Here is a 23,417-nt window from a genome sequence, read left to right on the forward strand (position 1 = left end):
GCATGATTCTCGCCGCGGCACATGACACCTATGGAGCAGTCCTGGCCCAACTCGGCAACCCGACACCGGAGGCGCCACCCGTCGCAGACAAAATCCTGCAGATGGTGCGCTATTTCACCTGGTTCATTCTGCTGGCCGGCATCACCGCCATCACCTACGCGGGCGGTCGGTTCGCCTGGGAGAAGTGGTCCGGCGGCGGCTTGCAGTCACCGAAGATGGTGGCGGGAGCCATGATCGGCGGCGTCGTCGCGACCAGTGCGGGCACGATCATGAATGCGGTGATCGGTACCTAGGCCCGCCATTTGATGGAGCAACCCATGCTCGGCCGATGCGGTTCGGGCACGGGTGTTCCGGCGAGCACATTCTCGATCGCGGCGCGTAACTCATTGCCGGTCACCGGTTTACCGTTGCCCGGCGTGGATTCGTCGAATGCGCCGCGGTAGGCGAGTTCGAGGCGCGCGTCGTAGAGGAAGAAGTCCGGCGTGCACGCGGCGCTGAAAGCTCGACCCACCTGCTGGGATTCGTCGATCAGGTAGGGGAATTTCCAACCGGCGCGGTCGGCTTGGGCGCGCAGTCCTGCTGGTGCGTCGTCCGGGTAGGCGTCGGCGTCATTGGTGCAGACCGCGACCGTCGGGATCGTCAGCGTGCCGAGTACCTCGCCGAGCTTGGACTCGATATGCCGCACGTACGGGCAGTGGTTGCAGGCGAAGATGACCAGGAGGCCGGGGCCGGCTGTGTAGTCGGCCCTGGCGTGGGTGTGACCGTCGAGATCGGGCAGTGTGAAGTCCGGCGCGGGCGTTCCGACCGGGACCATGAGGGATTGAACCGACATGAGGTGCCTCCATCCGAGTCGATATCGAGCTTAGTGCCCTCGGCCCGAGCGCGACCCGAATTACTGCGTCAGGTCCGTCGGATCGGTATTCGCACCGCACAGCACGACACAGATCCGCTCGCCGGGTTCGGCACGGTAGACGCCGTCAGTGCTGGTCAGGGCCGCGAGCGCGGTCGCGGCGGCGTGTTCAACCGCCAGGCGACGGTCGTGCCACAGCTTTCTGCGGGTCGCGATGATGTCGCGATCGGGGACGAGGATCGAGGTGACGTCGTAATTTTGTGCCGCGCGCAGTGCCAGCTCGGTGGCGCGGCGGGCGCCGAGGGAATCGGCGGCGACCGAGTCGACCGGTGCGTCGACGATCTGCCCGGCCGCGATCGCGGCGTGCAAAGCCCGGCAGTTCTCCGGTTCCACCGCGATCGTCCGCACACCGTAGTGCGCCGCGGCCGTGGCGATTCCGGCGAACAGCCCGCCGCCGCCGACCGCGACGACGATGGTGTCCAGCCGGGAGAGTTGGCGGTGGATCTCCATCATCAAGGTGCCCGCACCGGCCGCGATATACGGATTGTCATAGGCGTGGGAGCGCAGCGCGCCGCTGGTGTCGGCGTAGTCGTGACAGGCGGCGAGCGCCTCGGCGTACTCGGTACCGACCAGGCGCACATCCGCGCCGTAGCCGCGCAGCCGCTCGACCTTCACGGCCGGAGCGGTGGTCGGCAGGAAAACCGTCGCCCGAACGCCCTGCCCGCGTGCCGCCCATGCGCACGCGAGCCCCGCGTTTCCGCCCGAGGCGATGGTCACGCCCGCATCGGGTAGCGTCGCGTCATCGCGGTGCGCCTGGATGAAGTTCTGCGCCCCACGGGCTTTGAACGATCCGGTGTGCTGCATGAACTCCAGCGCCAGCCATAGCTCACACGATCCGGATCCGGTCGGCGCGACCGCGTCACCGTCCCCAGGGACGACGGCGACCGGCCGCACCCGACCGGCGATCCGATCGGCGGCAGCTTTCACATCCTCGTAGCTCAACTCCATCGGCACTCCTCCGCGCTCGTCCCATTATTTTGCCTGCTGGGTCCGCCGCAGTAACGCGAGGTGGCGGTCGTTGTTCGTCCACGGCCACGCGGCCGCCGTGGAAACTCGCCGCCGCGGCAATGCGATTCCCGAATGCACCCGCGGTGCACAAGGTGAGTTTGCCGCCCATGCGGTATCCGGACACGGCCACCGGACCCGGTGTAACGAACTCGGCGGCGCTGAGCCGATCGAGATAGGTTTGTGCGTCCTGCAACGCTTTCTCCGGCGTGAACGCGGCACGCATCGGGCCCAGTGCGGCAAAGAATTTCGCGTGCGCTGCGGGGACGGCGGATTCGGGCATCGGCAGCACCGGGGCGCGCCCGTATCAGTAGAAAACATTGGGCGCCAATACAGTGAACCCATTGGCCGCGATGGCTTCCATCATTTCGCGCAGGCACGGGCGCAGGCCGTAGGCGTCCATGTGGAACAGCACGCCGGGATGGGTGCGCCGTCATCGGGTCGGGCCAGGTAGGCGTCGGCATTGCCATCGGCGGTGCGGACATCGAGCGTGCTGATTTCCGATATCGGCCGAGTCCTCTTATTTGCGAACAAATTGGCGATTTTCGCGCCATGTAGTCTGCGTCCATCTGGAAGTTGTAGTCATGCTCTGTCGAAGAGAGGTTGACCTGTGAAACTGATCTGGATGACGGTGACGGCATCGCTGGCCGTCGCCGTGGCGGGGTGTTCGGATGACAAGTCCGACACGGCCGCATCGGAATCGACGACCGCGTCGGATTCTAGTTCGGTGAGCGCACCCGCCGTGACCGAACCCGAGGTACCCGGCGGCGGTGTGCGAATTCCGCTGGGGGAGACCAAGAAAGTGCCCATTCCCGCCGATGCCGTGATGGATATCAGGGTGCCCGTCGACTGGAGCGCCGCGACCACGAGCCTGCGCTGCACCGTCACTGACAGCACCGGCCGCAACGAAGACCTACGTTCGACCAATACGAACAAACAGGAAAATATCGGCGGGAAAGAGTGGATGACGCTGTGGACCTTTTCCTCGCCACCGGGTGCCGAGGTCACCGTGGGATGCAAGGATCCGGAGTCGAAAATCGCCGCGGGTGATAATCCGGCGATCCGGGTCGTTCCGCGCGGTATCACTCCGCACTGACGGGTGATTCGATACACCGGCGCCGTGATGGCGCGGGAACTCGAGTCCGCTGGACATGACGATCGGGCGGCCGAGAATTCATCGAATATCACCGTCGGTTGGTGACCAAACCCAGTAGGCGCAGGGCGAGTTCGGTGTTACCGGCTACCCGCACCCGATCGACGACATCCGCCGGATCGAGTTCGCGGGTGCCGATGCGGCCCAGGGTGCGCAGGTCGGTGGTGATGGTGGCGTCGGCGTCGCCGATTTCGCCGGGGATCACGCTCGCCTGTCCGTCGCTGATCCTGATGGCCCCCGCGGAACCGTCGATGTGGAACTGGATCGTCGCGCGCATATCCGTGGGCGGGTCGATCAGCGTGGCGAGGAAGACGAGCGTCCATTCGGCGCGGTAGCTCTCCTCGGCTTTACGCGGTTCGTCGAATTGGTGCCGGATGCCCCACATCGCAAGGGGGACAAGCGCTGTCGCGAGTTCTCGACCGGCCGAGGTGAGCTCGTATACCTGCGACGCGGCCGGTGGCGGCAGTGTGTACCGGGTGATCAGGCCGTCATCGTCGAGCTGCTTGATGCGCGCGGCCAGCAGGCTGGTGCCGATGCCGTCGAGCGCATCGGCCAGATCGGTGTAGCGCTTCGGTCCCGCCATCAGTTCGCGGACGATCAGCAGCGTCCACCGTTCGCCGACGAGATCGAGGCTGCGGGACAGTCCGCAGTACTGGTTATAGGTGCGTCGCGCCATCGCCATCCCTCTTGTTCTAAAAGATGGTGTCCTTACTTCTAAATCTTATGTTAGCGTCGGGTCGACGGCTTGCGCATCCACTACGCCGAGGCGGGCACGGGCGAGCCACTGATCCTGCTGCACGGCTGGCCGCAGCACTGGTGGGAGTGGCGGCAGGTGATCGCGCCGCTCGCCCGGCGGTATCGGGTGATCTGCCCGGACATCCGCGGCCTCGGGTGGTCCGAAGGCTCCGGCGGCGGGTACACCTTCGAACGACTGGCGCGTGACCTCGTCGAATTGATGGATCAGCTGGGCGTGCGGCGGGCGCCGGCCTGGTGAGACCGCGGTCTATCTGGATCGCATGCGGACGCCGAGCGCGCATGCGGCGACCATCGATTTCAATCGCAATGTCTTGTTGCACGAGGTGCCGCACTTCGCGCGGCACTATCGGATGATTCGACTGCGAGTGCCGACGCTGCACCTCAACGGTGCCCGCGATCCACTCGCCGAGGGTGTGCCGGATAGCTATCGCGATTACGCCGACGATATGCGCCTCGAGTCGATCCCGGAGTGCGGTCACTTCGTGCCGGAGGAGCAGCCGCAGTGGTTGGCCGACCGGCTGCTGACCTTCCTCGACTGAGGCCCGACTTCGGCGGGCGGCGCGGGTAGCCTCGGATCCGTGGCAGAGGTGGCGTCGAGGTATCGGGAGCGGCGGTCGCGGCTCACCGATGCCGTGGTGTGGACGAACACCAACGCCACCGGGGCAGCGGCGCTGCCGGTGCTGCCGGACGGCTGTATGGATCTGCTGTGGAGCGAAGGCAGATTGCTGGTCGCCGGGCCGGATACCCGGGCGTATATGGCCGATGGTGCGGTCGGCCGGCGGTGGGTGGGGATTCGGTTCGCGCCGGGGACCGCACCCGCGCTGCTCGGGGTGCCCGCGCACGAGTTGCGCGATAGGCGCGTCGATTTGGCCGATCTGTGGTCCCCGGCGACGGCGCGACGGCTCGCGGAACAGGTTGGGGCGGCGCGGGATCAGCCCGCCGCGCTCGAGGCGATCGCACTGCGGCGGGCATCCGAGGCCGAGTCGCCCGATCCGGTATTGCGCCGGATCGTCGGTGCACTGGATGCCGGGTGGTCGGTCGCGGCGACCGCCGCCGCCGCCGCCGGGCTCGGTGCCCGGGTGCTGCATCGGCGATCGCTCGCGGCATTCGGCTACGGGCCCAAAACCTTGGCGCGCATTCTGCGGCTGCAGCGAGCGCTCGCGGTGGCCCGCAGCGGAGTGCCGCTCGCGGACACCGCAGTTCGCACCGGATTCGCCGACCAGGCCCATCTCGCGCGCGATGTGCGCGAACTGGCCGGAATGCGGTTGAGCGAGTTGCTCACTCGCGCGTAGCGCCCGGTTACCGGATCAACTGGACAGCGGCGCGTACAGATCGACGCCATTGCCGTCCGGATCCAGGATCGTGGCATAGCGCTGGCCCCAGAAGGCGTCCCATGGCTTCAACTCGCCGTGGTAGCCCGCGCCGATGAGTTCGTCGTAGACCGCATCGACTTCGGCCGGGTCCGCGCACTGGAACGCCAGTCCGATCCGGCCCGCCGTCGTCGGCCGCTGCCAGTCGGTGTGGAAGGACTTGACGACCGCTTCGGTATCCAGCATGACGCGCACGCCGCCCGGAAGTGCGGCTTCAACGTGGCCTTCGCTGTCAGACCTCTCCGGGAACTCGAGACCCAGGCGTCGGTAGAAGGCGAGCGAGGCGGTCATATCGCCGACGACAATGCCGATGACGTTCAGTTGTGGAGTCATATCCGCAGCGTATGCCGCACTTCGGCAGGTGTATTGAACGAATCGGACTCAGCAGGCGGTGGCCGGAATCAATTCGGCGATCAGGTTCTCCACCAGGATGCGGATCCGGTCGCGGATCGAGCGCACGATGGCGATGTCCTCGCCGGTCGGATCGGGCAGCATCCAGTCGCGATAGCTGATGCCGGGGAAGAACGGGCATACGTCGCCGCAGCCCATGGTGACGACGACATCGGACATGGCCACCGCGTCGACGGTCAGCGCTTTGGGCGCCTGCGCGGAGATGTCGATATCGAGTTCGGCCATGACCGCGACGGCTGCCGGGTTGAGTTCGTCGGCGGGCACGCTGCCAGCGGAACGCACATCGATGCGGTCACCGGCGAGCGTGTCGAGGAATCCGGCGGCCATTTGCGACCGGCCCGCATTGTGGACACAGACGAACAGCACGATGGGCTTGTGAGCCATACGCGGGAAAACCTTTCAGGCTGGTGTATCGGAGCTGTGCTGGGCGCGATGTCGGAAATGTCGGGCACAGTTTGCACCGGGTCTGCGTCGTAGGGTGCGTGATACGTATACCAGGGCGGGGCGAATGTGTTTCGCGACGAGGGGGCCGACTTTGTCCGCCAAGGTATCTCGAGGCGGCTCGCTCGAGAGTTGTTGCGGCGCGCGGGATATCGGCCGAGAAGAAACCGGTCGGTCATGAATTCTGTATTTTGCCTGCATACGGTGGGGCCCGCGGCGCCGAATCGGCAACCGCGGGCCCTTCCTGACGGCGCTCGCCGCAGCCGAGCGCGCCATACTCACATGGGACGCAGATCGATGACCTTGCGCAGTCGCGCGCGATCGCGCTCCAGCCGGCGCGCCTCGTACGCGATCGGGAAGTAGCGCACCCGCTCCGGCAGCAGCGGCACCGTGCGGGCGATAAACCAGCCCAACGCCTTCAGTTTCCGTTCATCGGATGCGGTCCAGGTCAGTCCGAGCTTGCGACGCGCGGGCTCCGGGGTGGTGCCGATGGTGACGAAGTACTGCAGCCGTCCCACCGGCGATACCACGCGCTTCCACACCGGCCGCAATGCTCGCGGCAGCTGCCGCGGCGGCGCGACGGACCGGATCACCTTCAGGTAGTCGTGTGCGGTGTCGGTCTCCTGCAGGTGGTGCTCGACCATATCCGCGAAGAACTTCTCGAATTCGGCGTAGTTCGCCGGAACTTCCTTGGGAGCCACCGAGAAATTGCGCATGAGCTGCACCGTCTCCTGGTAGTACGCCTCCTTCTCGGCCGCGGTGAGCGGGCGGCGGGAGAAGTACTGCGCGTTCTCGGTGAAGGCGAAGGTGCCGGTGTGCAGGACCCAGGCCCACGGTCCGGAGGCCAGTGCCTTGTGTCGTACGCCGTCCGGGGTGGTGGTGTTGAGCGAGGCGTGCATTGTGCGCAGCCGATCCGCCTCGGCGATCGCCTCGTCACCGCCGTAGATCCACATCATTACCGAACCGATGCTGCGCACCGCGCGTCCGAGCGGATCGGTCCGGAAGCTGGAGTGCTCATCGACCACGGCGGAGATGGTCGGCTCCATGGTCTGCAGTAGGAACGCCGAACCGGCCGTCAGGGAGAAGGTGATCAACCCGGTCTCGTCCCACATCCGCGTACCCGGTGCGAATGGGCGGCGCTGCGGTCCGGTCCCTGAACTGCTGTCGAATGCGACGGCGGCGGTCATTGCGATCTCCTTTGATCGGCCATTTCAAGAATATGAGAGATTTAGTATATCAATCTCTCACGAACTCGGCTCGTCGTAGCGGCCGACCGATCGCTGTGGGCATGGATCGCGCAGCGCCCTAGGCTGATTCGATATGACGAGCGACTGGCGCAAACGTGACGGACGGATCGGCGTGCTCACCGGTGCGGGCATCTCCACCGATTCCGGCATACCGGACTTCCGTGGCCCGCGCGGGGTGTGGACGAAGGATCCCATCGCCGAACTGCTGTCGACCTATGACGCCTACCTTGCCGATCCGGAGCTGCGTAAACGGTCCTGGCTGGCGCGCCGCGACAATCCGGCCTGGCAGGCCGAGCCGAATGCCGCGCACACCGCACTCGCCGACCTGGAGCGCGCCGGACGCACCATCACGATCATCACTCAGAACATCGACCGGCTGCACCAGCGCGCCGGATCCTCGCCAGGCCGGGTGATCGAGATCCACGGCAATATGTTCGAAGTCGTCTGCGTCGGCTGCGATTACCAGACGACCATGGCCGCCACCCTGGCTCGCGTGGCGGCGGGTGAGGCGGATCCGCCGTGCCCGGCCTGCGGCGGCATCCTGAAATCGGCGACCATCATGTTCGGCCAGCAGATGGACCGGCGCACCATGACCAAGGCCGCGCTGACCGCCGAGGCCAGCGATATCTTCCTGGCCATCGGCTCCTCGCTGCAGGTGGAGCCCGCCGCGTCGATGTGCGCGGTCGCCGTTGACAGCGGCGCGGATCTGGTCATCGTCAACGCCGAGCCCACCCCCTACGACGGCATTGCCACCGAGGTCATCCGCGAACCCATCGGCACCGCGCTACCGCGCCTGGTATCCGAAATACTGGCCAACTGACGTCGCCGACCAACCACAGCGGAGCGAGCCTTACGAGCGACGTTCGAGACCGAGGGGGCCGCGAACACGCAGCGCCGTAGGCGCTGCAAATCAAACACAGCCGAGGACTCGTTCGATGTACGGGTTCGCGAAGCGGCCCTTCGGGTCGAAACGGCGGCGCACCTCGGCGAAGCGGTCCCAGTCCGGGTACCGCGGCCGAAGCGTCTCGGCGGTCTGAAAGTGGCGCTTACCCCAGTGCGGGCGACCGTTGTACTTGTCGAAAACCGCTTCGCAGGCGCGGAAATACGGTTCGAAGTCCATTCCACGATATTGGTGCACGGCGATGTAGCAGGTGTCGCGGCCACCGGCGGGGGACAGGAATGCGTCATCGGGGGCGACCCAGCGCACCTCGATCGGCATGGGTGTATCGAACTTCGTCGAGAGCTCTTTGATCTCGCGGATGGCGGCGGCGGAATGCTCGCGCGGGATCGCGTACTCCATTTCGGTGAAGCGAATCAGGCGGGGCGAGGCGAAGACTCGATAGGAGCGGTCGACCTGGCGACGGTAGCTGCCCGCGTACGCCGCACCGCGATGGATCCACGGCACCAGCCGCGGCTGCCGCTTGCCCAGCCGGCACAGCGCGTCGAAGGCGTAGTTGGACATCAGGATGTCGGCGAACCAGTCGGCGGCCTTACCGCGCGGCTGCTCCGGCAGGTCGACGGGGTTGTTGCGCTTGGTCATCGCCAGCGGACTGTGTCCGAACATGTAGAACTCGAAATGCTGGTTGCCGTCGACAAAGGAGTCCAGATCCGCGAGGATCTCCTCGACCGGCACCGGCCGCTCGATCCCCTCGAGCACGAACGAGGGCACCAACTGCAAGGTGACCGCACTGACCACGCCGAGCGCGCCGATGCTGACCCGCGCCGCGCGCCAGCCCTCCGGATCGGTCTGCTCGTTCACCTCGACCCGGCTGCCGTCGGCGAGTACCAACTCGATGGATTGCAGTGCGGCCGAGAGGTTCTGCAGGGTCGAGCCGGTGCCGTGGGTGCCCGTGGCGGTGGCGCCGGCGACGGTCTGCACATCGATATCGCCCAGATTGGGGAACGCAAGGCCGAGCGGATGCAGTGCGGTGCTGGTGGCATTGAGAGTGATGCCCGCCTCGACTCGGACCAGGCCGGTCTCCCGGTCCACGGTGAGGATGCGGTTCATCTTCGCGAGGTTCACCAAGATGCCGTCGGTCAGCACGGCATCGGTGAAGGAATGGCCCGCTCCGGCGACGCGTACAGTCTGTCCGGTGCTGGCGGCGCGGCCGATGATCGCGGCCAATTCTTCGGAATTGCGAGGGGCGGCAATGGCGGCCGGAGCGCACTGCTGATCCCCAGCCCAGTTCCCCCACGAGTTGGTCATACGTCCAACTTTAGGGGAACGGTGACATATGCGCTAGATATGTCCGATTTTTCGCGCTAGCGCTTTCTGCCCGCGCAGACGAACGACTTGGCCTGTTCGACTTCGTCATCCGTCAGTGGAGGTACCGGAAGCGGTCGGCGCGGCGCGGTATCGCTGCGTACGCCATTGAGTGCGATGGCCATATAGCGCTGCCAGGTGTTCGGGTTCACCGGCTTGGAGAACTCGGCGAGTGCGTCGACCATGTGGATCAGCGCGAAGAAGTCCGAGGGCTCGATATCGGGCTGCAGTGCGCCCGCTTCGCGCGCGCGATCGATGACCGCGGCCACGGTCGGCTTGATCCGGTCGCGCAACTGGGCGAAGCGGTCCATATCCTCCTCGAGTTCGAGCATCACCTCGCTGAAGCCACGATTGGTGGCCAGGTGGGTGCAGGCGTACTCGAAGAACTGGACCAGTCCCAGCCAGGGGTCCGGATGCTGCGCGGCGGCCTCGGCGGCGACGGCGAACTCGCCGACGTTCTGTTCGAAGACCTCGGCGATCAATTCCTTCTTATTGGCAAAGCGTCGGTAGACGGTGCCGACGCCGACTCCGGCGCGTTCGGCCACATCGTCGAGGGTGATCTCGAGTCCGTGATCGGCGAAGAGCTGGCGGGCTGCCTCGACGATCCGCTGCTGATTGCGAGCGGCGTCGGCACGGAGACGCCGAGGTGGAGGCACGGTAGTGGCGTGATTCACAGGAACATCCTAGCAATAAGCGGGATTAAGCGGAGGTGTTGTCTCCGTTATTGTGTTAGCTTAATCGGTAAGCGGAGGAGGTGCCTCCGCATAAGCCTCGAGACATAAGGGGACACATGACTACCACGTTGGACCGTGGGGCACTCGCCCCCGAGAAATCTGACTCGGGCCGCCGCGGCTCGCATGCCCTGCGCTGGTGGGTGCTCGCCGTACTCGGCGTCGCTCAGCTCATGGTGGTGCTCGACGCGACCGTCGTGAATATCGCGCTGCCCGCAGCGCAACTGGACCTCGGTTTCAGCGACGGCGACCGGCAGTGGGTCGTCACCGGTTACGCCCTTGCCTTCGGCAGCCTGCTGCTGCTCGGTGGCCGACTCAGTGACCTGTTCGGCCGACGCAACACCTTCATTATCGGCCTGGTCGGATTCGCCGTCGCCTCCGCGGTCGGCGGCGCGGCGACCAGCTTCGAGATGTTGGTCGCGGCCCGAGTCGGGCAGGGCGTCTTCGGCGCATTGCTGGCACCGGCCGCATTGTCGCTGCTGACGGTCACCTTCACCGAACCATCCGAACGGGCCAAGGCCTTCGGCATCTTCGGTGCGGTCGCCGGTGCCGGTGGCGCCATCGGCCTGCTGCTCGGCGGCATGCTCACCGAATGGGCGTCGTGGCGCTGGGCGATGTTCGTCAACCTCGGCTTCGCCGCGGTCGCGCTGGTCGGTGCGGTGCTGCTGCTGGCACGGCATGTGGTGACCGAGCGGCCCAAGCTCGACATCCCCGGCACCGTCGTGGTAACCGCCGCGCTGTTCGGCATCGTCTACGGCTTCTCGCACGCCGAGTCCACCAGCTGGACCAACCCGGCCACCCTGACCTTCCTGATCGGCGGCGCGGCACTGCTCGCGGTGTTCGTGGCGATCGAGACCCGGATCGCGAATCCGCTGCTGCCGCTGCGCATCGTGCTGGACCGCACCCGCGGCGGTTCGTTCCTGACGGTGTTCGTCGCGGGTATCGGAATGTTCGCCGTCTTCCTGTTCCTGGTCTACTACATGCAGCTGAGCATGGGCTACTCGCCGATCAAGACCGGTCTGGCCGTCCTGCCGATGGTGGCGGGCATGGTCGCTTCCTCGACCACAGTGCCCTCGCTGCTGCTGCCGAAGGTCGGTCCGAAGATGGTGGTCGCCGGTGGCTTCCTGGTCGCCGCGCTAGGCATGGCATGGCTGACCCAGATCGGTTTGGACAGCAGCTATGTCGCGAATATCCTGCCCGCGCTGATTCTGCTGGGTCTGGGCCTCGGTGGCGCGATGTCGACCGCCTTCCAGGGTGCGACGGCCGGAGTGCACCACGAGGACGCGGGTGTGGCGTCGGCGATGATCAATACCAGCCAGCAGGTCGGCGGTTCGATCGGCACGGCGCTGCTGAGCACCATCGCCGCTTCGGCCGCGACCGACTACCTGTCCTCGCACCAGCCAGGTCCACTGGCGATGGCACAGGCGCAGATCGAGAGCTACACGACCAGCTTCTGGTGGGCCACCGCGATTTTCGTGGCCGGTGCGGTGCTCACCGGATTCCTGATGCCGAATACGGTGCCGGCGCCATCCGAGGGTGAGCCGGTCATCGTGCACTGAACTGTTCCGCTCGAACAGCACAGCGCCCGCGTCAATGATGACGCGGGCGTTGTGTTTTCGGTGTACCGGTAATCCGGTATCAGCAGTTGCTGGGGGCCGGGAGTCCCGCGAAGCGATCGGACAGATAGCTGAATGCCCGTGGCACGCCGATGAAGATCGCCGAGTTGTGGTCGGCGCCCGGGATCAGGTCGAGCAGCACCGGAGTGCCCGCCGCGCAGTAGCGGCCCATCACATCCCGGGCCAGCCAGGGGTCGACGTCGTCGTCATCGGTGCCGTGCCATTCGTACAACGGCGCGCGCGGTACGCCGGAATAGGTCTCCAGGCTGTTCTCGTCCATGACCCCGATCGTGTTCCCGGCCGCGTCGAACATCGAGCCATTGAACACATCGTCGAAATCCTTGTACTCGCCCGCCGCGATGATTTCGCTGGTGCAGGCGTTGGCGACCTGGTCGCGCAGTGCCCATCCCGTCGGATTGAGGATCCTTTCCAGCGCCATCTGGGTCGGGTATTCGCGCTCCAGCCCCATCGCCGCGGCGAAACCGAGGCCGAACAACCGGTTCGGCTGCTGGCCGACCTGGCGGGCGAGTTTGCCGACATTCACCGGCACGCCGCCCTGCGCCACCCCGACGATCGGCAGTTCCGGCGCGTACTCCGGGGCGAGGGCCGCCGCGAATCCGGTCGCCATGCCGCCGCTCGAGTACCCGATCATGCCGACCGGGCTGCGCGCGAGATCGGCTGGTGGGAAACGCTTTACCGCCCGGATACCGTCGAGTGTCAGCCTGCCGCCGAGGCGGGCCGCGCCGTAGGCGCTGGTCGGGCCGAAGTGGTCCGGAACGGCGACCGCCCAGCCGCGGGCCAGCAGCACATTGAGCGCGGGCGCCTCCTCCATCCCGCCGTCGAAGAGGCTGTGCGAGGGCGCGCACTGCAGGCCGAGTGAGTTGGTGGCCGGTTGATACGACACCAGCGGTCGATCGAGTCCGCCGCCCACTGGTAGCAGCACCGTGGTCACCGCGGCGATGGGATCGCCCGCTGAATTGGTCGACCGGTAGAGCAGCTGCCACCCCGTCGCGCCGGGGAAGCCCGTCGCGGCCACCGGCCTGCTACGGATCACATCGCCGGGCTGAAAATTGCCCACATCCGGTGGCGCCCAATAGAAACCGTCCGGATCCGGAATCGGATAGGTCGGCTGTGCGATCGCGGGTGGTGCGTAGCCGAATCCGGCCAGCGTGGTCGCCAAGATCGCGACACCGAGTCGCCGGACCGACGGTCGCCGTATCCGTATCCGACGAATCGATCTGCCGAACAGTTGCTGGCACCCGGTCCGGCGGCCTTCCGCCGTATTCCCAGGCGCATTGGATACTGCCCGTCGTGCCGCCATCATCGCTCCCGACCTGTCTCCGTAGGGGTAGGTGGGAACTTCGGCCAAACCTTCCAGGCATTCGTACGTGCTACGGGCTGCCATGTCAACGAACAGCGCTGCTCATAGCGTGCACCGGCGTCCCGGATATGCGGATCATCCGGTGACCGTTAGCATTGCGCCGGTGGTGCTCATCGTGATCTCCCTCAGCGGCGGTCTCGGCGCGCTGCTGCGCTGTGCCATCGGCCTCTGGTGGTCGGCGCAACATCAGGTCCCCTGGTCGACGTTCACGATCAACGTCATGGGATGCTTTGCGATCGGAATTCTGATGGTTCTGATCACCGGAGTGTGGGTAGCCCACAGACTGCTGCGCCCCTTCCTCGGTATCGGATTCCTCGGCGGCTTCACCACTTTTTCCATCTACAGCGTCGAGGTTCGTAGACTGCTCGAATCGGGTGCCGCGGTCCGGCGCTCGGTTATCTCGGGGGGACGATGGTGGCGGCATTGGGGGCGGTCGTGCTCGGCATGACTGTGGCACGGTGGGCGGCTGGTACGGCACGACGAACGAGTTGAACAGTGGAGAGCACGACGGAAGGGGGTCAGGCGATGGATGATTCACCGGCGGGCACTGGTCCGGCTGCGGGACAGTGGCAGTCGGCGGCGCGACTGACGATCCTGCTCGACGAGGACGACAAGTGGCGGCACGGACCCCTGTACCCCGAGATCGTGCGGCGTGCCCGCGACGCCGGACCGGCGGGCGCCAGCGTGTGGCGCGGAGTGCAGGGCAACGGCGCGTCCACGCGCATCCGCACCACCCGGATCCTGGCGGTTGCACCGCGATTCGAATCTCTGCTGCCGCTGGGCACATTGACCGTTAACATTGTCGGTTCGGCGCTGCTCGGTGGACTGATCGGCGCCAGCGCGAACAGCTGGCTGTTGGCCGCCGCGGGAACAGGCTTCTGTGGCGTGCTCACCACATTCAGCACCTTCGGCTACGAGACGATCCGCCTCGCCGTCGAGGGCGCCCACGCGTATGCGGTGGGCAATGTGGTGCTCAGCGTCGTGACCAGCCTGACCGCGGTGTACGCCGCCGCGGCCACGACCCGGTGGTTGTGGCCATGATTTTGATGACGAGCCGGGCGCAGCCGACACGGAAGGGAGACCCGAGCATGGCCCATGATCGAGCCGGGCGACCCGCGCGTCCCTCCGACCTGGAGGACATCGCGCGTCTGGTGACGGCCTACTACAGCCGCATCCCGGATCCGGCCGATCCCGCACAGCAGGTGGCTTTCGGCACCTCGGGGCATCGTGGTTCGAGTCTGGACTGCGCGTTCAACGAGGCGCACATTCTGGCGATCACCCAGTCGATCGTGGAATACCGTGCCACGCGCGGCATTACCGGTCCGGTCTATCTGGCCCGCGACACCCACGCGCTCTCCGAACCCGCGTGGACCACCGCACTCGAGGTGCTCGCCGCCAACGATGTGACCACGATGATCGATGCCCGCGACCGCTACACCCCGACGCCCGCCCTGAGCCATGCGGTGCTGCGCCACAATCGCGGCGGCGCCAGACATCAGGCCGATGGCATCGTCGTCACGCCCTCGCACAATCCGCCGCGCGACGGCGGCTTCAAATACAATCCGCCGCACGGTGGTCCGGCCGATACCAGGGCCACCGATGCCATCGCCACCCGCGCCAACGAACTGTTGCGCGGCGGATTGGCCGGTGTCCGGCGGACCACGCTGCGGCATGCGTTGGAGAACGGCGTCGAGCGCTACGACTACCTCGACCACTACATCGCCGATCTGCCGAATGTGTTGAACCTGGACGCCATTCGCGGTGCCGGGATCCGGCTCGGCGCGGATCCGATGGGCGGGGCCAGTGTCGACTACTGGGAGGAGATCGGGCAGCGCTACGACCTCGAGCTCGAGGTCGTCAACCCGTTCGTCGATCCGACCTGGCGGTTCATGACCCTGGATTCCGACGGCAAGATCCGGATGGATCCGTCTTCGCGTTATGCGATGGCCTCGCTGATCGCCATCAAGGACGACTACGACATCTCCACCGGCAACGATGCCGACGCGGACCGGCACGGCATCGTCACCCCCGACGGTGGTCTGATGAATCCGAACCATTTCCTCGCGGTCGCCATCGAATATCTCGTCGCGAACCGGATGGGCTGGGACGCGCTGACCAAGATCGGCAAGACGGCGGTGAGTTCGTCGATGATCGACCGGGTGGTCAGCGTGCTCGGGCGCGATGTGTACGAGGTGCCGGTCGGCTTCAAATTCTTCGTACCCGGATTGTTCAGCGGCAGCCTGGCTTTCGGCGGTGAGGAGAGTGCGGGCGCGTCGTTCCTGCGGATGGACGGCACCGTGTGGACCACCGATAAGGACGGCATCCTGCTCGCCCTGCTGGCCACCGAGGTCGCCGCGGTCACCGGTCAGAGTCCGTCGGCGCGCTACGTCGAACTCGAGAAGCGCTACGGCAGTCCGGCCTATGCGCGGATCGATGCCGCGGCGACCCCGGAACAGAAAGCACTGCTTGCGAAGTTGACACCGGACATGATCACCACAAAGGAGATCGCCGGTGAGCCGATCACGGCGGTGCTCACTCGGGCGCGCGGCAATGGCGCCCCGCTGGGCGGATTGAAGGTCACCACGGAGAACGCGTGGTTCGCGGCGCGGCCGTCGGGAACCGAGGACAAGTACAAGATCTACGCGGAATCGTTCCAAGGGCCCGAGCATTTGGCACAGGTGCAGGCGGCCGCGGAGGAAGTGGTGGGGCAGGCGCTGTCCGGTGACTGATAGATCGGCTACGGGGTCGTCGGGGTCGGCGGATTTGGTGGGTTCGCTCAGTTCGTCAGGGGCAGCGGGTGCGCCCGGTTCAGTGGTGCCGACGGGATCGGCGACATGGGGTGCGGCGGAGACAAAGGGACCGGCCAGGGCATTGGCGGTGGCGTCGGGTTCGGTTGGGGGGCCGGGCGGGGCTGCTGCTGGATCGAGTGGGGCGCGGTCCAGGGCCTTGCCGGTCGAGATCTGGGTGTTGGTCGGCGCATCGTTTGTCATCGCCGTCGGATTCGGTCTGGTGGCACCGGTGTTGCCGCAGTTCGCACGTGGGTTCGGGGTCGGTGTCGCCGCTGCGTCGGCGATCGTCAGTGCTTTCGCCTTGATGCGGCTGCTGTTCGCGCCGGTCAGTGGTCGATTGGTGCAGCGGTTGGGGGAGCGGTCGGTCTATCTGGGCGGACTGCTGATCGTCGCGGTCTCGACCGGGGCGAGTGCGTTCGCGCAGAGCTATTGGCAGCTGCTGGTGCTGCGATCGGCCGGCGGTGTCGGGTCGACCATGTTCACGGTATCGTCGCTGGCGCTGGTCATCCGGATGTCACCGCCCGCACAGCGTGGCCGGGTGTCCGGGCTGTGGTCGACGAGCTTTCTGATCGGATCGGTGAGTGGGCCACTGGTCGGCGGTGCGCTCGCCGGGCTCGGGCTACGGGCGCCTTTCCTGATCTATGCGGCGGCGCTGCTGCTCGCCACCGCCGTGGTCTATGTGAACCTGCGGCATTCGACCTTGGCCGCACCCGAACCCGTCGACGGGCTGCGGTTGATGTCGTTCCGCGAGGGGCTGTCCCGGTCGGAGTACCGCGCGGTGCTGCTGTCGAATTTCGCCAATGGCGCTGCCGTATTCGGTGTGCGAATGGCGTTGGTGCCGCTGCTCGTTGTCGAAGTGCTACATCAGAAACCGGGTATGGCCGGTGTGACACTGACGGTGTTCGCCGCGGGCAATGTTGCGGTGCTTTTCGCCTCCGGCAGGCTCTCCGACCGATTCGGCCGCAAGCCGTTCCTGATCGCCGGATCCCTGATCTGCGCGATCGGCACCGCAGGACTCGGTATCGCCGCTGACCTGCCCTGGCTGTTGGCGACCTCATTCGTCGCCGGACTCGGATCGGGCATGTTCACCCCCGCTCAGCAGGCGGCCGTCGCGGATGTCATCGGACCGAAGGCCCGCGGTGGCCCGGTGCTCGCCGCATTCCAGATGGCCGCCGATCTCGGCACAGTCATCGGCCCGGTCGCCGTGGGCGCCGTAGCCCAAACCCTCTCCTACGCCCTCGCCCTAGCCCTCACCGGCGCCCTACTCGCGGTAGCCGCCACAGTCTGGACCCTAGCCCCAGAACCCCTACACACCCGACCCATACGCAACCTCTAACCCACCCCCGGGAGTTGGACGTTCGTTCACCATGCGCTGATGCAGGACCGTTCTCGACGTTTACCTGCATGAGCGCATGATGATCATGGTCCAGGACCCCTCGGGGTGGGGAGTGAGGGTGGGGTGGGGCAGAGTGTGGGGGTGAGCGAATCGGGTTCGAAGTACGCGCCGCGGCCGGTGTCCAATGTGACCACGTATGCGCTGGGGGGCGTGGCACTTGTGCTCATTGCGTTGATTGTGATCCTTGCTATTCGGTGGGGGCGCGACGATGCCTCGATTCGTAATGACGGGTATGGGTCGGTTCATGATGCCGGGGTGACCGCGGTGCTGGACCAGAAGAGTGGTGCGATTCTGCTCGGTCGGGGGGATGCGTCGAAGACGATCGACGTGTACGAGGATCCGTTGTGTCCGTCCTGCGGTGCGCTGGAGCGGCTCTACGGTCAGGAGATCGCGCAGAAGATGGACGAGGGCAGGCTCGCGTTGCGGTATCACCTGGTGACATTTCTCGACTCCAAGTCCAAGAGCAAGGACTACTCGACCCGGGCGGTCGCGGCGAACGAATGTGTGGCGGCGACCGGTTCCGGTCCGGTGTACTCGAAGTTCCACGCCCTGCTGTTCACCTCGAAGCAGCCGAAGGAAGGCGGCACGGATCTCAGCAATGAGGATCTGGCCACTGTCGCGAAGGAGGCGGGCGCGTCGCTGGAGGCGGTGCAGTGCATCAGTTCCGGCGCGAACCTCGACGCGGCGAAGATCCACGCGCAGATGGCGCGTGCCGCGCTGACCGATGCGAACGGTGAGGTTGCTACGCCCGCCGTTTTCGATGGCAAGGACAAGGTCGATGTGAACAACCACGAATGGGTGGTCGACCTCACCAAGTGACCGGTTCGTGCCGGGCGATGCTGTCGCAGCGCCCGGCACGGGGTACTACCCGGCTGGTTCCGGTTCCGGTTCTTCCTTGATCGCGGCGAGTTCGCGCTCGACGCGCTCGTCGTGCGCCTTCGCCTCCGCGGCGGCCTTCTTCGGGCTCCAATGTCCGGACATCAGGAAGACGAACGGCAGGAATACGACCTGCGCGATCAGGCAGATCCACCACCAGCGCTTCCACTGTCCTGGCGAATCCTTGGCCGCCTGCTGCACCTCGGTGGCGTGGGCGGCCAGATAGGCCTGGTCATCGGCGGGGATGGTGCCGACCGACTGCAGCTGCGCCGTCGCCTGCGTGAGCTTGGGGCCCACCTTGGCGGCGACTGCGAGATCGGCGGCCGGGAGCTGCTGGGTCGCCTGCAGGCGTGCGATGGCCTGGTCCACCGGGATGCCGAACTTCTTCGCGACCTGGCCGACCGCCGCGAGCCCCGCTGCGGCATCGGACGGATTGGTGGACAGCGTCGCCAACGTGGCCGGGTCGATGGCCTGTAGTGTCGCCAGCTCCTGCGGATAGCGGGTATTGAGGCCGACGGTCGTCTGGATCTCGGCGGGTGACGCACCGGTCAGCTTGGTGAGCGCCGCGACCTGTGCGGCCTGATCATTGGGGTTCTGCTGCAGTGCCGCGAGCGTATCCGTGCCGACCGTCTGAATGGTCGCGAGCTGTGGACCGTACTTGTGCTGGATCTCGGCGAGCCGAGGACCGTAGTTGACCAGCGTGCCAGCGGTATTGATCACGATCAGCAAGCCGAACAGCACAATGGTGACCACGCCGCGCAGCGTGCCGCCCCAGACCGCGAGACCGACCGCGGTCGCGGCCGGATTCCGGTTCTCCACGGTCTCGGTGAAGCTGGCCATCCAGGTGGCGTAGGCGATGCCCGCGCCGACCGCTATGACGCTCAACCACACCGCGAACGTGTAGTACCCGGTGTCGGGCTTCTCGGTATAGCCGAGGAATACGAACAATCCGACAATGCTGATGAGTGCGCCGACGATCATGAACGGCTTGCGCACCTTGACGTAGTCCGAAACGATACCTGCCAGCACGAGCGCGATCGCATTGGCGATCCAATACCAATTTCCGAGGGCATTGGCCCTGGCCGAACTGAACCCGAAAATGGTTGCCATATATACGGGTAGGAAAGACACGATGGTGTAGAAGTAGGCGAGGAACAGGCTGATCGCCAGCGCCGATCCGACGATATTGACGCGCAGCATCTGCCGCCATTGCCCGTGCTCGAGCGTGCTGACGTCCAATCCGCGGGCCCGCGCTTCGATCAGCGCGCGATCGCGCATCGACACCATGATCTGGTCACGCAGCGCCGGACTGAGTTCACGCAAGCCGATCACCGCGAATATCGCGATGACCATGCTGATCACACCGCACAGCCGATAGTGGTACTGCCAATCGGGGTGGGCACCGAGGGTGTGTGTGGAGATTTCGGTGGTGATCAACGCGCCGAGCACTGGTCCGAGGGTCCAGAAGCCCATCGCCGAGGCCCGGCCCAACTGCGGGGAGAAGTCGCGAATCAATGCCGGTGTGGCCACCAGCACCGCGCCCTCGACAATGCTCACCACGCAGTAGACGACGAGATAGGCCTCCTTGCTGGTGGTCGCGGGTACGGCGAACAGGGTGAGCAGGGAGCAGATCACCACGCCGTAGGCGACGATATTGGCTCGTCCCCAGCGGTCGAGCAGACCGGCGAGCACCGAGGCGGCCGCGCCGAATGCGGCGCCCGCGATGAAGATCCCGACGAAGTACCGGAAGGATAGGTGGAAGTAGGCGATCAGCTCATTTCCCACCGCTCCGGTGACGAATAGTTGGTAGTACAGCGCCACTGATGTGATGACCACCAGGGCCAGATACCAGGAGCGGGCGGGAGTATCGGGATAGTGCGGTAGCTTGCGCTGCCACAGCCCCGTGAGCAGGGTCGGCGGCTCTGCGGTCTGGGTCGAGCTCATGGTCGAGATGCCTTTCTAGCCACGGCATTTCGTAAAGGAACCTGATCCGTCCGCGGATCAGGGCGAGTTGCCGGGTGGAAACAGGGTAGTGAGATGAATCACTTACCGCAGGTGTTTCGGACCATGAGATCGATTGATTTGCGTAACTGAAATGGGCGGTACCGGTGAGCGGGACTGGTGGTTGACCGTGCGAGGCCGGCGCGGGAATCGCGAATTCCACCGTGGCGGACGGGTTTTCGATTCCGATGTGCCGTAGGTGGTCGGCTGGTATCGGCGGAATCTCTGCTGAGTCGCCGAATAGTTGCTGGAATGGTTCCGGTGCTATCGACTTCGATGGTGTCGATTTTGGTGGCGGGACCGACGACAACGGGGTCCGTGCCGCTGGCACGGACCCCGTTGGGGAGATCTGGGCTTACAGGTAAGCGCCGCACACGGGCCACGCGCCCGGGCCCTGGCTGGCGAGCACATTCTCGGCGACGCGGATCTGCTCTTCACGGCTGGCGCCGCTCGGGCTGCCCGCACCGCCGTTGGCGGCCCAGGTGCTCTGCGTGAACTGCAGGCCGCCGGAGAAGCCGTTACCGGTGTCGGTACCCCAGTTGCCGCTGCTCTCGCACTGGGCAACGGCGTCCCAGTTGTGGCCGGCGGCCGACGCGGTGGCGGTGGACAGACCGAACGGAACTGCGGCGATGGCACCGGCGACGGCGGCGATACCGAGGGCGCGGGTGAACTTGCGGTTCTGAGTCATGTGTTTTCCTGGCTGCGCCCGCTCGGCTCCGGCGAATTTCCCACCGTGTCCCTGCCCCCAGCGATGTCGGGGATCCTCGGAACCGCGGGGCAGGGTTACCGGCGTTCGGCGGTTCGCGTTCGAGCCCGTCTCGTCGATCAGGGCTGTCCACGACGGTAGCGAAGAATTCGCCGCACATCACGTTGAGATAACGTCCGAATTGCCTGAAGCCAAGCGCCAGAGTTTTGATATTTCCGCAGTTCGAATGGGTGAAAATGTATATCTGCGGCAATGCGTGATAGTTACGTTATGTGTTCGGGATCACTGCGAAATAGTGACCTGCACCGCCCTCTCCCGGCGAATCCTGGGATGAATGTCCGGTTTGGCAGCGGCTTAGGCATGCCTGCCAGCTGTTACGCATGGTGCAGCAGTTATCTGCCAGGGTAATTGTGAATCCGATTGCATTCACGGGATGGAACAATCGAGCCACCCGATATGGCGATTGGTTTGGCAACGCCTGGCAGAAGCGACGGAGCTCTGTCGATGCGATACGGGAATTGGGGCCCGTAGCGGGGCTTATAGGGCCCGGATGCCCTACAAGCCGGGCGATGACAACGGCACATGCCTCATGTAGTTGAGCATGTGCGCTCGCGAACGGTGGCGCGAGGTTTGTGGCACCGCCGAGGCGGTCCCGTGAGAGCCGCACCCCGTCCGAGGCAGCTGTGCGCGATGAGAACGGGCGTGCTCCAATTTTCGACAGCGATGGATCGCTCACCAGTGGTCGTGCTCCATCCCATGGGCTGCCGTTCGCTCACATCACCTTACGCATGGTCGCCGCTGCGGCTGGTGATTGCGGTCGGATCGGGAAGGTGGCTGGGTTGGTCAGTCGCTGGGGGTTCGGGCTGGGTGCGGTGCGTCTTCGGGGATCTCGTCTTCGGGGCGGATTCGGCGTAGTTGGCCGTGTACGACGATGTAGCCGTCGAGGGGGTAGGCGATGTCTTCGGCGGTTGGGCGATCGGCGGGGCGGACGGGGATCGGTGGGGGTGCTTCGTTGGGCTCGGAACGGTGGTGGCCGGTGTATGGGGCGACGGGGGCGTCGGTGTCGGTGCGTGGGAAGAGGTAGCGGGCGCCTTCGCGGACCGTGGTGTGGATGTCGCCGGTCGGTTCGGTCCACTGCAGGCGGTCCAGGTCGGCGCGCCAGGTGCGCCAGGGGAGTCTCTTGTTGTCCGCCAATGTCTTCAGGCGATGGTGGCGGGTGCACAGTACGGCCAGGTTGGTGCGAATGGTTCGTCCGCCGCGGTCGGGCCGCCGGTCGTTGGGGTGATTGTGGTTCAGTTCGGATTCCGCGGCGGGCATGACGCAACCCGGGAAGCGGCACATGCCGTCCACCGCACGTACCTCACGTTCCAGTCGCGGCGATCGCAGCCATTCAGCCGCCTCCTCGGCCGCGGGCCGGGCGTCGTCGGTGGCCGATCGTTCCGGAATCACCTGGAAGCGAGCGTGTTCGGCCAGAATCCTGGCCAGCGCCGCATCGATCGGCCCATATCCGGCTAGAAAAGCCGGTGCCTCTTGAATGCCGAACAGGGTGTCCGCCGGGATCCCGATCTGGATCAAGGGCCTGCGCGGCTTTTCGATCGGCACCCCGAACTTCGGACACCGCGCACCGCGCCCGCAATGGCACCGCAGCCGCCCCGACCCATCCGCCAGCGCCACCAGGGCGTCGGCCCGCCGCTGCGGCATGCTCCGCGGATCCGACGCGCACACCTGCAGACTCATCTCCCGCAACCGCATCGCAACCGTCTGCGCACCCGGCGCGGGTAGCAACCCGTCGAACACCGCCATGCCGTCCTGCACCGCCCGCAGCCGCACATCCCGCTCGTCTTGGCGCGACTCCCGCCGCCGCTGCGCCCCGCCGGGATCCAACCGCGCCGCCCACCGCCGCGCGGCTTGCCGCAGCCGCACCGAATTGTTCCGCCCTGCCGCCTCGAGCAGTCGCGGCTCCAGAACGTCCAGCACTTCCCTGGCCACCGCACAGGTGTTGTCCACGATCACCCGCACCTTCGCCAGATCGATCCGTCCCGCGGCAAACGCCGCCCGCGTCTGCGGCAACGAATCCTCCAGTGCCAGACCGATATCGATCAACGCCCCCGCCGTACCCTCATCGATCTGCAGTGCCACGGCGGCCTCACTGGCCGCGAACTCCCCGGCCCGCACCCCGCCTGGCCCCGGCTCCGCACTCTCGGCTCGATGCCGCCGATACAACTCCCGCACCGCGAATACCTCAGCGGCCTGCGCCACCGCCGCCCGCCCATGCGCCGCCCGGAGGGCCTCGATCAGCCCCTCGTCACTCATGGACCCGAAGTCCACGGATGAGAGATCGTCGCTATCGAACATGTGTTCGATT

Annotated in this window: 25 protein-coding genes; 12 read left to right on the top strand and 13 right to left on the bottom strand. The window is 66.0% G+C overall.

The features are described 5' to 3' along the window. The first annotated feature begins 2 nt into the window (after positions 1-2). Positions 3-293 carry a hypothetical protein gene (locus ACQP0C_RS09975; RefSeq protein ID WP_433685594.1) on the top strand — a complete coding sequence of 97 codons (291 nt, stop codon included), beginning with the start codon at positions 3-5 and terminating at the stop codon, positions 291-293. Here ACQP0C_RS09975 and ACQP0C_RS09980 read toward each other — a convergent pair. The 3 genes from ACQP0C_RS09980 to ACQP0C_RS09990 are packed head-to-tail and all read right to left on the bottom strand — an operon-like array spanning position 290 to position 2,198. Then, positions 290-832 carry a thioredoxin family protein gene (locus ACQP0C_RS09980; RefSeq protein ID WP_433732640.1) on the bottom strand — a complete coding sequence of 181 codons (543 nt, stop codon included), beginning with the start codon at positions 830-832 and terminating at the stop codon, positions 290-292. The genes ACQP0C_RS09975 and ACQP0C_RS09980 overlap by 4 nt on opposite strands. 60 nt (positions 833-892) lie before the next feature. After that, a complete protein-coding gene (locus ACQP0C_RS09985; RefSeq protein WP_433732641.1) occupies positions 893-1,858 on the bottom strand; it encodes a threonine/serine dehydratase in 966 nt (321 codons plus the stop codon). Continuing rightward, positions 1,770-2,198, bottom strand: a complete 429-nt coding sequence (locus tag ACQP0C_RS09990; protein ID WP_433732642.1) for a dienelactone hydrolase family protein — start codon at positions 2,196-2,198, stop codon at positions 1,770-1,772. Before ACQP0C_RS09990 ends, ACQP0C_RS09985 begins: the two co-directional genes overlap by 89 nt. Positions 2,199-2,525: 327 nt before the next feature. Here ACQP0C_RS09990 and ACQP0C_RS09995 point away from each other — a divergent pair, with 327 nt between their 5' ends. Further along, entirely contained in the window at positions 2,526-3,011 is a 486-nt protein-coding gene (locus ACQP0C_RS09995; RefSeq protein WP_433732643.1) for a hypothetical protein, read from the top strand. An 88-nt stretch (positions 3,012-3,099) separates the two neighbouring features. Here ACQP0C_RS09995 and ACQP0C_RS10000 read toward each other — a convergent pair whose 3' ends face one another. Continuing rightward, positions 3,100-3,750, bottom strand: a complete 651-nt coding sequence (locus tag ACQP0C_RS10000) for a winged helix-turn-helix transcriptional regulator (RefSeq protein WP_433732645.1) — start codon at positions 3,748-3,750, stop codon at positions 3,100-3,102. Positions 3,751-3,813: 63 nt separating this feature from the next. Between ACQP0C_RS10000 and ACQP0C_RS10005 the strand changes: the two genes are divergently transcribed. The 3 genes from ACQP0C_RS10005 to ACQP0C_RS10015 are packed head-to-tail and all read left to right on the top strand — an operon-like array spanning position 3,814 to position 5,116. Continuing rightward, a complete protein-coding gene (locus ACQP0C_RS10005) occupies positions 3,814-4,062 on the top strand; it encodes an alpha/beta fold hydrolase (RefSeq protein ID WP_433732646.1) in 249 nt (82 codons plus the stop codon). Between the two features lie 22 nt (positions 4,063-4,084). Then, positions 4,085-4,363, top strand: coding sequence for an alpha/beta fold hydrolase (locus ACQP0C_RS10010; protein ID WP_433732648.1), 279 nt, complete (start codon positions 4,085-4,087; stop codon positions 4,361-4,363). Between the two features lie 39 nt (positions 4,364-4,402). Beyond that, a complete protein-coding gene (locus ACQP0C_RS10015) occupies positions 4,403-5,116 on the top strand; it encodes a helix-turn-helix domain-containing protein (protein ID WP_433732649.1) in 714 nt (237 codons plus the stop codon). A 15-nt stretch (positions 5,117-5,131) separates the two neighbouring features. Here the strand turns inward: ACQP0C_RS10015 and ACQP0C_RS10020 are convergent, their stop codons facing one another. From ACQP0C_RS10020 to ACQP0C_RS10030, 3 genes are all read right to left on the bottom strand, one after another. After that, positions 5,132-5,527, bottom strand: coding sequence for a VOC family protein (locus ACQP0C_RS10020; protein ID WP_433732650.1), 396 nt, complete (start codon positions 5,525-5,527; stop codon positions 5,132-5,134). A gap of 48 nt (positions 5,528-5,575) precedes the next feature. Beyond that, a complete protein-coding gene (locus ACQP0C_RS10025) occupies positions 5,576-5,989 on the bottom strand; it encodes an arsenate reductase ArsC (RefSeq protein WP_433732651.1) in 414 nt (137 codons plus the stop codon). A 335-nt stretch (positions 5,990-6,324) separates the two neighbouring features. Further along, entirely contained in the window at positions 6,325-7,233 is a 909-nt protein-coding gene (locus ACQP0C_RS10030) for an oxygenase MpaB family protein (RefSeq protein ID WP_433732653.1), read from the bottom strand. 133 nt (positions 7,234-7,366) lie between these two features. On the opposite strand from ACQP0C_RS10030, the gene ACQP0C_RS10035 reads away from it, so the two are divergent. Beyond that, positions 7,367-8,113: an SIR2 family NAD-dependent protein deacylase gene (locus ACQP0C_RS10035; RefSeq protein ID WP_433732654.1), complete on the top strand. Its 747-nt coding sequence runs from the start codon at positions 7,367-7,369 to the stop codon at positions 8,111-8,113. 90 nt (positions 8,114-8,203) lie between these two features. Here the strand turns inward: ACQP0C_RS10035 and ACQP0C_RS10040 are convergent, their stop codons facing one another. Both ACQP0C_RS10040 and ACQP0C_RS10045 read right to left on the bottom strand, forming a co-directional pair. Further along, the gene (locus tag ACQP0C_RS10040) at positions 8,204-9,499 is read right to left on the bottom strand and encodes a D-arabinono-1,4-lactone oxidase (protein WP_433732655.1); all 1,296 of its coding nucleotides are present in this window, start codon (positions 9,497-9,499) and stop codon (positions 8,204-8,206) included. A 56-nt stretch (positions 9,500-9,555) separates the two neighbouring features. Continuing rightward, on the bottom strand, positions 9,556-10,230 hold the full coding sequence (locus tag ACQP0C_RS10045) for a TetR/AcrR family transcriptional regulator (RefSeq protein ID WP_433732656.1): 675 nt from the start codon (positions 10,228-10,230) through the stop codon (positions 9,556-9,558). A 116-nt stretch (positions 10,231-10,346) separates the two neighbouring features. Here ACQP0C_RS10045 and ACQP0C_RS10050 point away from each other — a divergent pair, with 116 nt between their 5' ends. Next, a complete protein-coding gene (locus ACQP0C_RS10050; protein ID WP_433732658.1) occupies positions 10,347-11,846 on the top strand; it encodes an MFS transporter in 1,500 nt (499 codons plus the stop codon). A gap of 79 nt (positions 11,847-11,925) precedes the next feature. Here the strand turns inward: ACQP0C_RS10050 and ACQP0C_RS10055 are convergent, their stop codons facing one another. Next, on the bottom strand, positions 11,926-13,086 hold the full coding sequence (locus ACQP0C_RS10055) for a lipase family protein (RefSeq protein ID WP_433734497.1): 1,161 nt from the start codon (positions 13,084-13,086) through the stop codon (positions 11,926-11,928). A gap of 280 nt (positions 13,087-13,366) precedes the next feature. On the opposite strand from ACQP0C_RS10055, the gene ACQP0C_RS10060 reads away from it, so the two are divergent. The 5 genes from ACQP0C_RS10060 (at position 13,367) to ACQP0C_RS10080 (ending at position 18,288) form a co-directional block, all read left to right on the top strand. Continuing rightward, positions 13,367-13,732, top strand: coding sequence for a fluoride efflux transporter FluC (locus ACQP0C_RS10060; protein ID WP_433732659.1), 366 nt, complete (start codon positions 13,367-13,369; stop codon positions 13,730-13,732). Positions 13,733-13,809: 77 nt separating this feature from the next. Beyond that, on the top strand, positions 13,810-14,325 hold the full coding sequence (locus tag ACQP0C_RS10065) for a DUF190 domain-containing protein (RefSeq protein ID WP_433732660.1): 516 nt from the start codon (positions 13,810-13,812) through the stop codon (positions 14,323-14,325). 47 nt (positions 14,326-14,372) lie between these two features. Further along, the gene (gene pgm / locus ACQP0C_RS10070) at positions 14,373-16,013 is read left to right on the top strand and encodes a phosphoglucomutase (alpha-D-glucose-1,6-bisphosphate-dependent) (RefSeq protein WP_433732661.1); all 1,641 of its coding nucleotides are present in this window, start codon (positions 14,373-14,375) and stop codon (positions 16,011-16,013) included. Positions 16,014-16,230: 217 nt separating this feature from the next. Continuing rightward, complete coding sequence (locus ACQP0C_RS10075; protein WP_433734498.1) at positions 16,231-17,409, top strand: MFS transporter; 1,179 nt, start codon at positions 16,231-16,233, stop codon at positions 17,407-17,409. A gap of 141 nt (positions 17,410-17,550) precedes the next feature. Then, on the top strand, positions 17,551-18,288 hold the full coding sequence (locus ACQP0C_RS10080; RefSeq protein ID WP_433732662.1) for a DsbA family protein: 738 nt from the start codon (positions 17,551-17,553) through the stop codon (positions 18,286-18,288). A 45-nt stretch (positions 18,289-18,333) separates the two neighbouring features. Here the strand turns inward: ACQP0C_RS10080 and ACQP0C_RS10085 are convergent, their stop codons facing one another. From ACQP0C_RS10085 to ACQP0C_RS10095, 3 genes are all read right to left on the bottom strand, one after another. Beyond that, the gene (locus ACQP0C_RS10085) at positions 18,334-20,289 is read right to left on the bottom strand and encodes an MFS transporter (protein WP_433732663.1); all 1,956 of its coding nucleotides are present in this window, start codon (positions 20,287-20,289) and stop codon (positions 18,334-18,336) included. A 412-nt stretch (positions 20,290-20,701) separates the two neighbouring features. Next, positions 20,702-21,034 (bottom strand): transglycosylase family protein, encoded by a 333-nt coding sequence (locus ACQP0C_RS10090; protein WP_433732664.1) that lies wholly within the window; start codon positions 21,032-21,034, stop codon positions 20,702-20,704. Positions 21,035-21,895: 861 nt separating this feature from the next. Beyond that, entirely contained in the window at positions 21,896-23,407 is a 1,512-nt protein-coding gene (locus ACQP0C_RS10095; protein WP_433732665.1) for a DUF222 domain-containing protein, read from the bottom strand. Between the last annotated feature and the right edge of the window lie 10 nt (positions 23,408-23,417).

The organism is Nocardia sp. CA-129566 (genome assembly GCF_050956075.1).
Classification (GTDB): Bacteria; Actinomycetota; Actinomycetes; order Mycobacteriales; family Mycobacteriaceae; genus Nocardia.

Excerpts from the sequence above, each read along its gene's own strand:
- ACQP0C_RS10085 (WP_433732663.1), bottom strand. The coding sequence starts at position 20,289 with ATGAGCTCGACCCAGACCGCAGAGCCGCCGACCCTGCTCACGGGGCTG.
- pgm (WP_433732661.1), top strand. The coding sequence starts at position 14,373 with ATGGCCCATGATCGAGCCGGGCGACCCGCGCGTCCCTCCGACCTGGAG.
- ACQP0C_RS10025 (WP_433732651.1), bottom strand. The coding sequence starts at position 5,989 with ATGGCTCACAAGCCCATCGTGCTGTTCGTCTGTGTCCACAATGCGGGC.
- ACQP0C_RS09975 (WP_433685594.1), top strand. The coding sequence starts at position 3 with ATGATTCTCGCCGCGGCACATGACACCTATGGAGCAGTCCTGGCCCAA.
- ACQP0C_RS09990 (WP_433732642.1), bottom strand. The coding sequence starts at position 2,198 with ATGCCCGAATCCGCCGTCCCCGCAGCGCACGCGAAATTCTTTGCCGCA.
- ACQP0C_RS09980 (WP_433732640.1), bottom strand. The coding sequence starts at position 832 with ATGTCGGTTCAATCCCTCATGGTCCCGGTCGGAACGCCCGCGCCGGAC.
- ACQP0C_RS10050 (WP_433732658.1), top strand. The coding sequence starts at position 10,347 with ATGACTACCACGTTGGACCGTGGGGCACTCGCCCCCGAGAAATCTGAC.
- ACQP0C_RS10040 (WP_433732655.1), bottom strand. The coding sequence starts at position 9,499 with ATGACCAACTCGTGGGGGAACTGGGCTGGGGATCAGCAGTGCGCTCCG.
- ACQP0C_RS09985 (WP_433732641.1), bottom strand. The coding sequence starts at position 1,858 with ATGGAGTTGAGCTACGAGGATGTGAAAGCTGCCGCCGATCGGATCGCC.
- ACQP0C_RS10020 (WP_433732650.1), bottom strand. The coding sequence starts at position 5,527 with ATGACTCCACAACTGAACGTCATCGGCATTGTCGTCGGCGATATGACC.
- ACQP0C_RS10065 (WP_433732660.1), top strand. The coding sequence starts at position 13,810 with ATGGATGATTCACCGGCGGGCACTGGTCCGGCTGCGGGACAGTGGCAG.
- ACQP0C_RS10035 (WP_433732654.1), top strand. The coding sequence starts at position 7,367 with ATGACGAGCGACTGGCGCAAACGTGACGGACGGATCGGCGTGCTCACC.
- ACQP0C_RS10010 (WP_433732648.1), top strand. The coding sequence starts at position 4,085 with ATGCGGACGCCGAGCGCGCATGCGGCGACCATCGATTTCAATCGCAAT.
- ACQP0C_RS10000 (WP_433732645.1), bottom strand. The coding sequence starts at position 3,750 with ATGGCGATGGCGCGACGCACCTATAACCAGTACTGCGGACTGTCCCGC.
- ACQP0C_RS10095 (WP_433732665.1), bottom strand. The coding sequence starts at position 23,407 with ATGTTCGATAGCGACGATCTCTCATCCGTGGACTTCGGGTCCATGAGT.
- ACQP0C_RS10090 (WP_433732664.1), bottom strand. The coding sequence starts at position 21,034 with ATGACTCAGAACCGCAAGTTCACCCGCGCCCTCGGTATCGCCGCCGTC.
- ACQP0C_RS10030 (WP_433732653.1), bottom strand. The coding sequence starts at position 7,233 with ATGACCGCCGCCGTCGCATTCGACAGCAGTTCAGGGACCGGACCGCAG.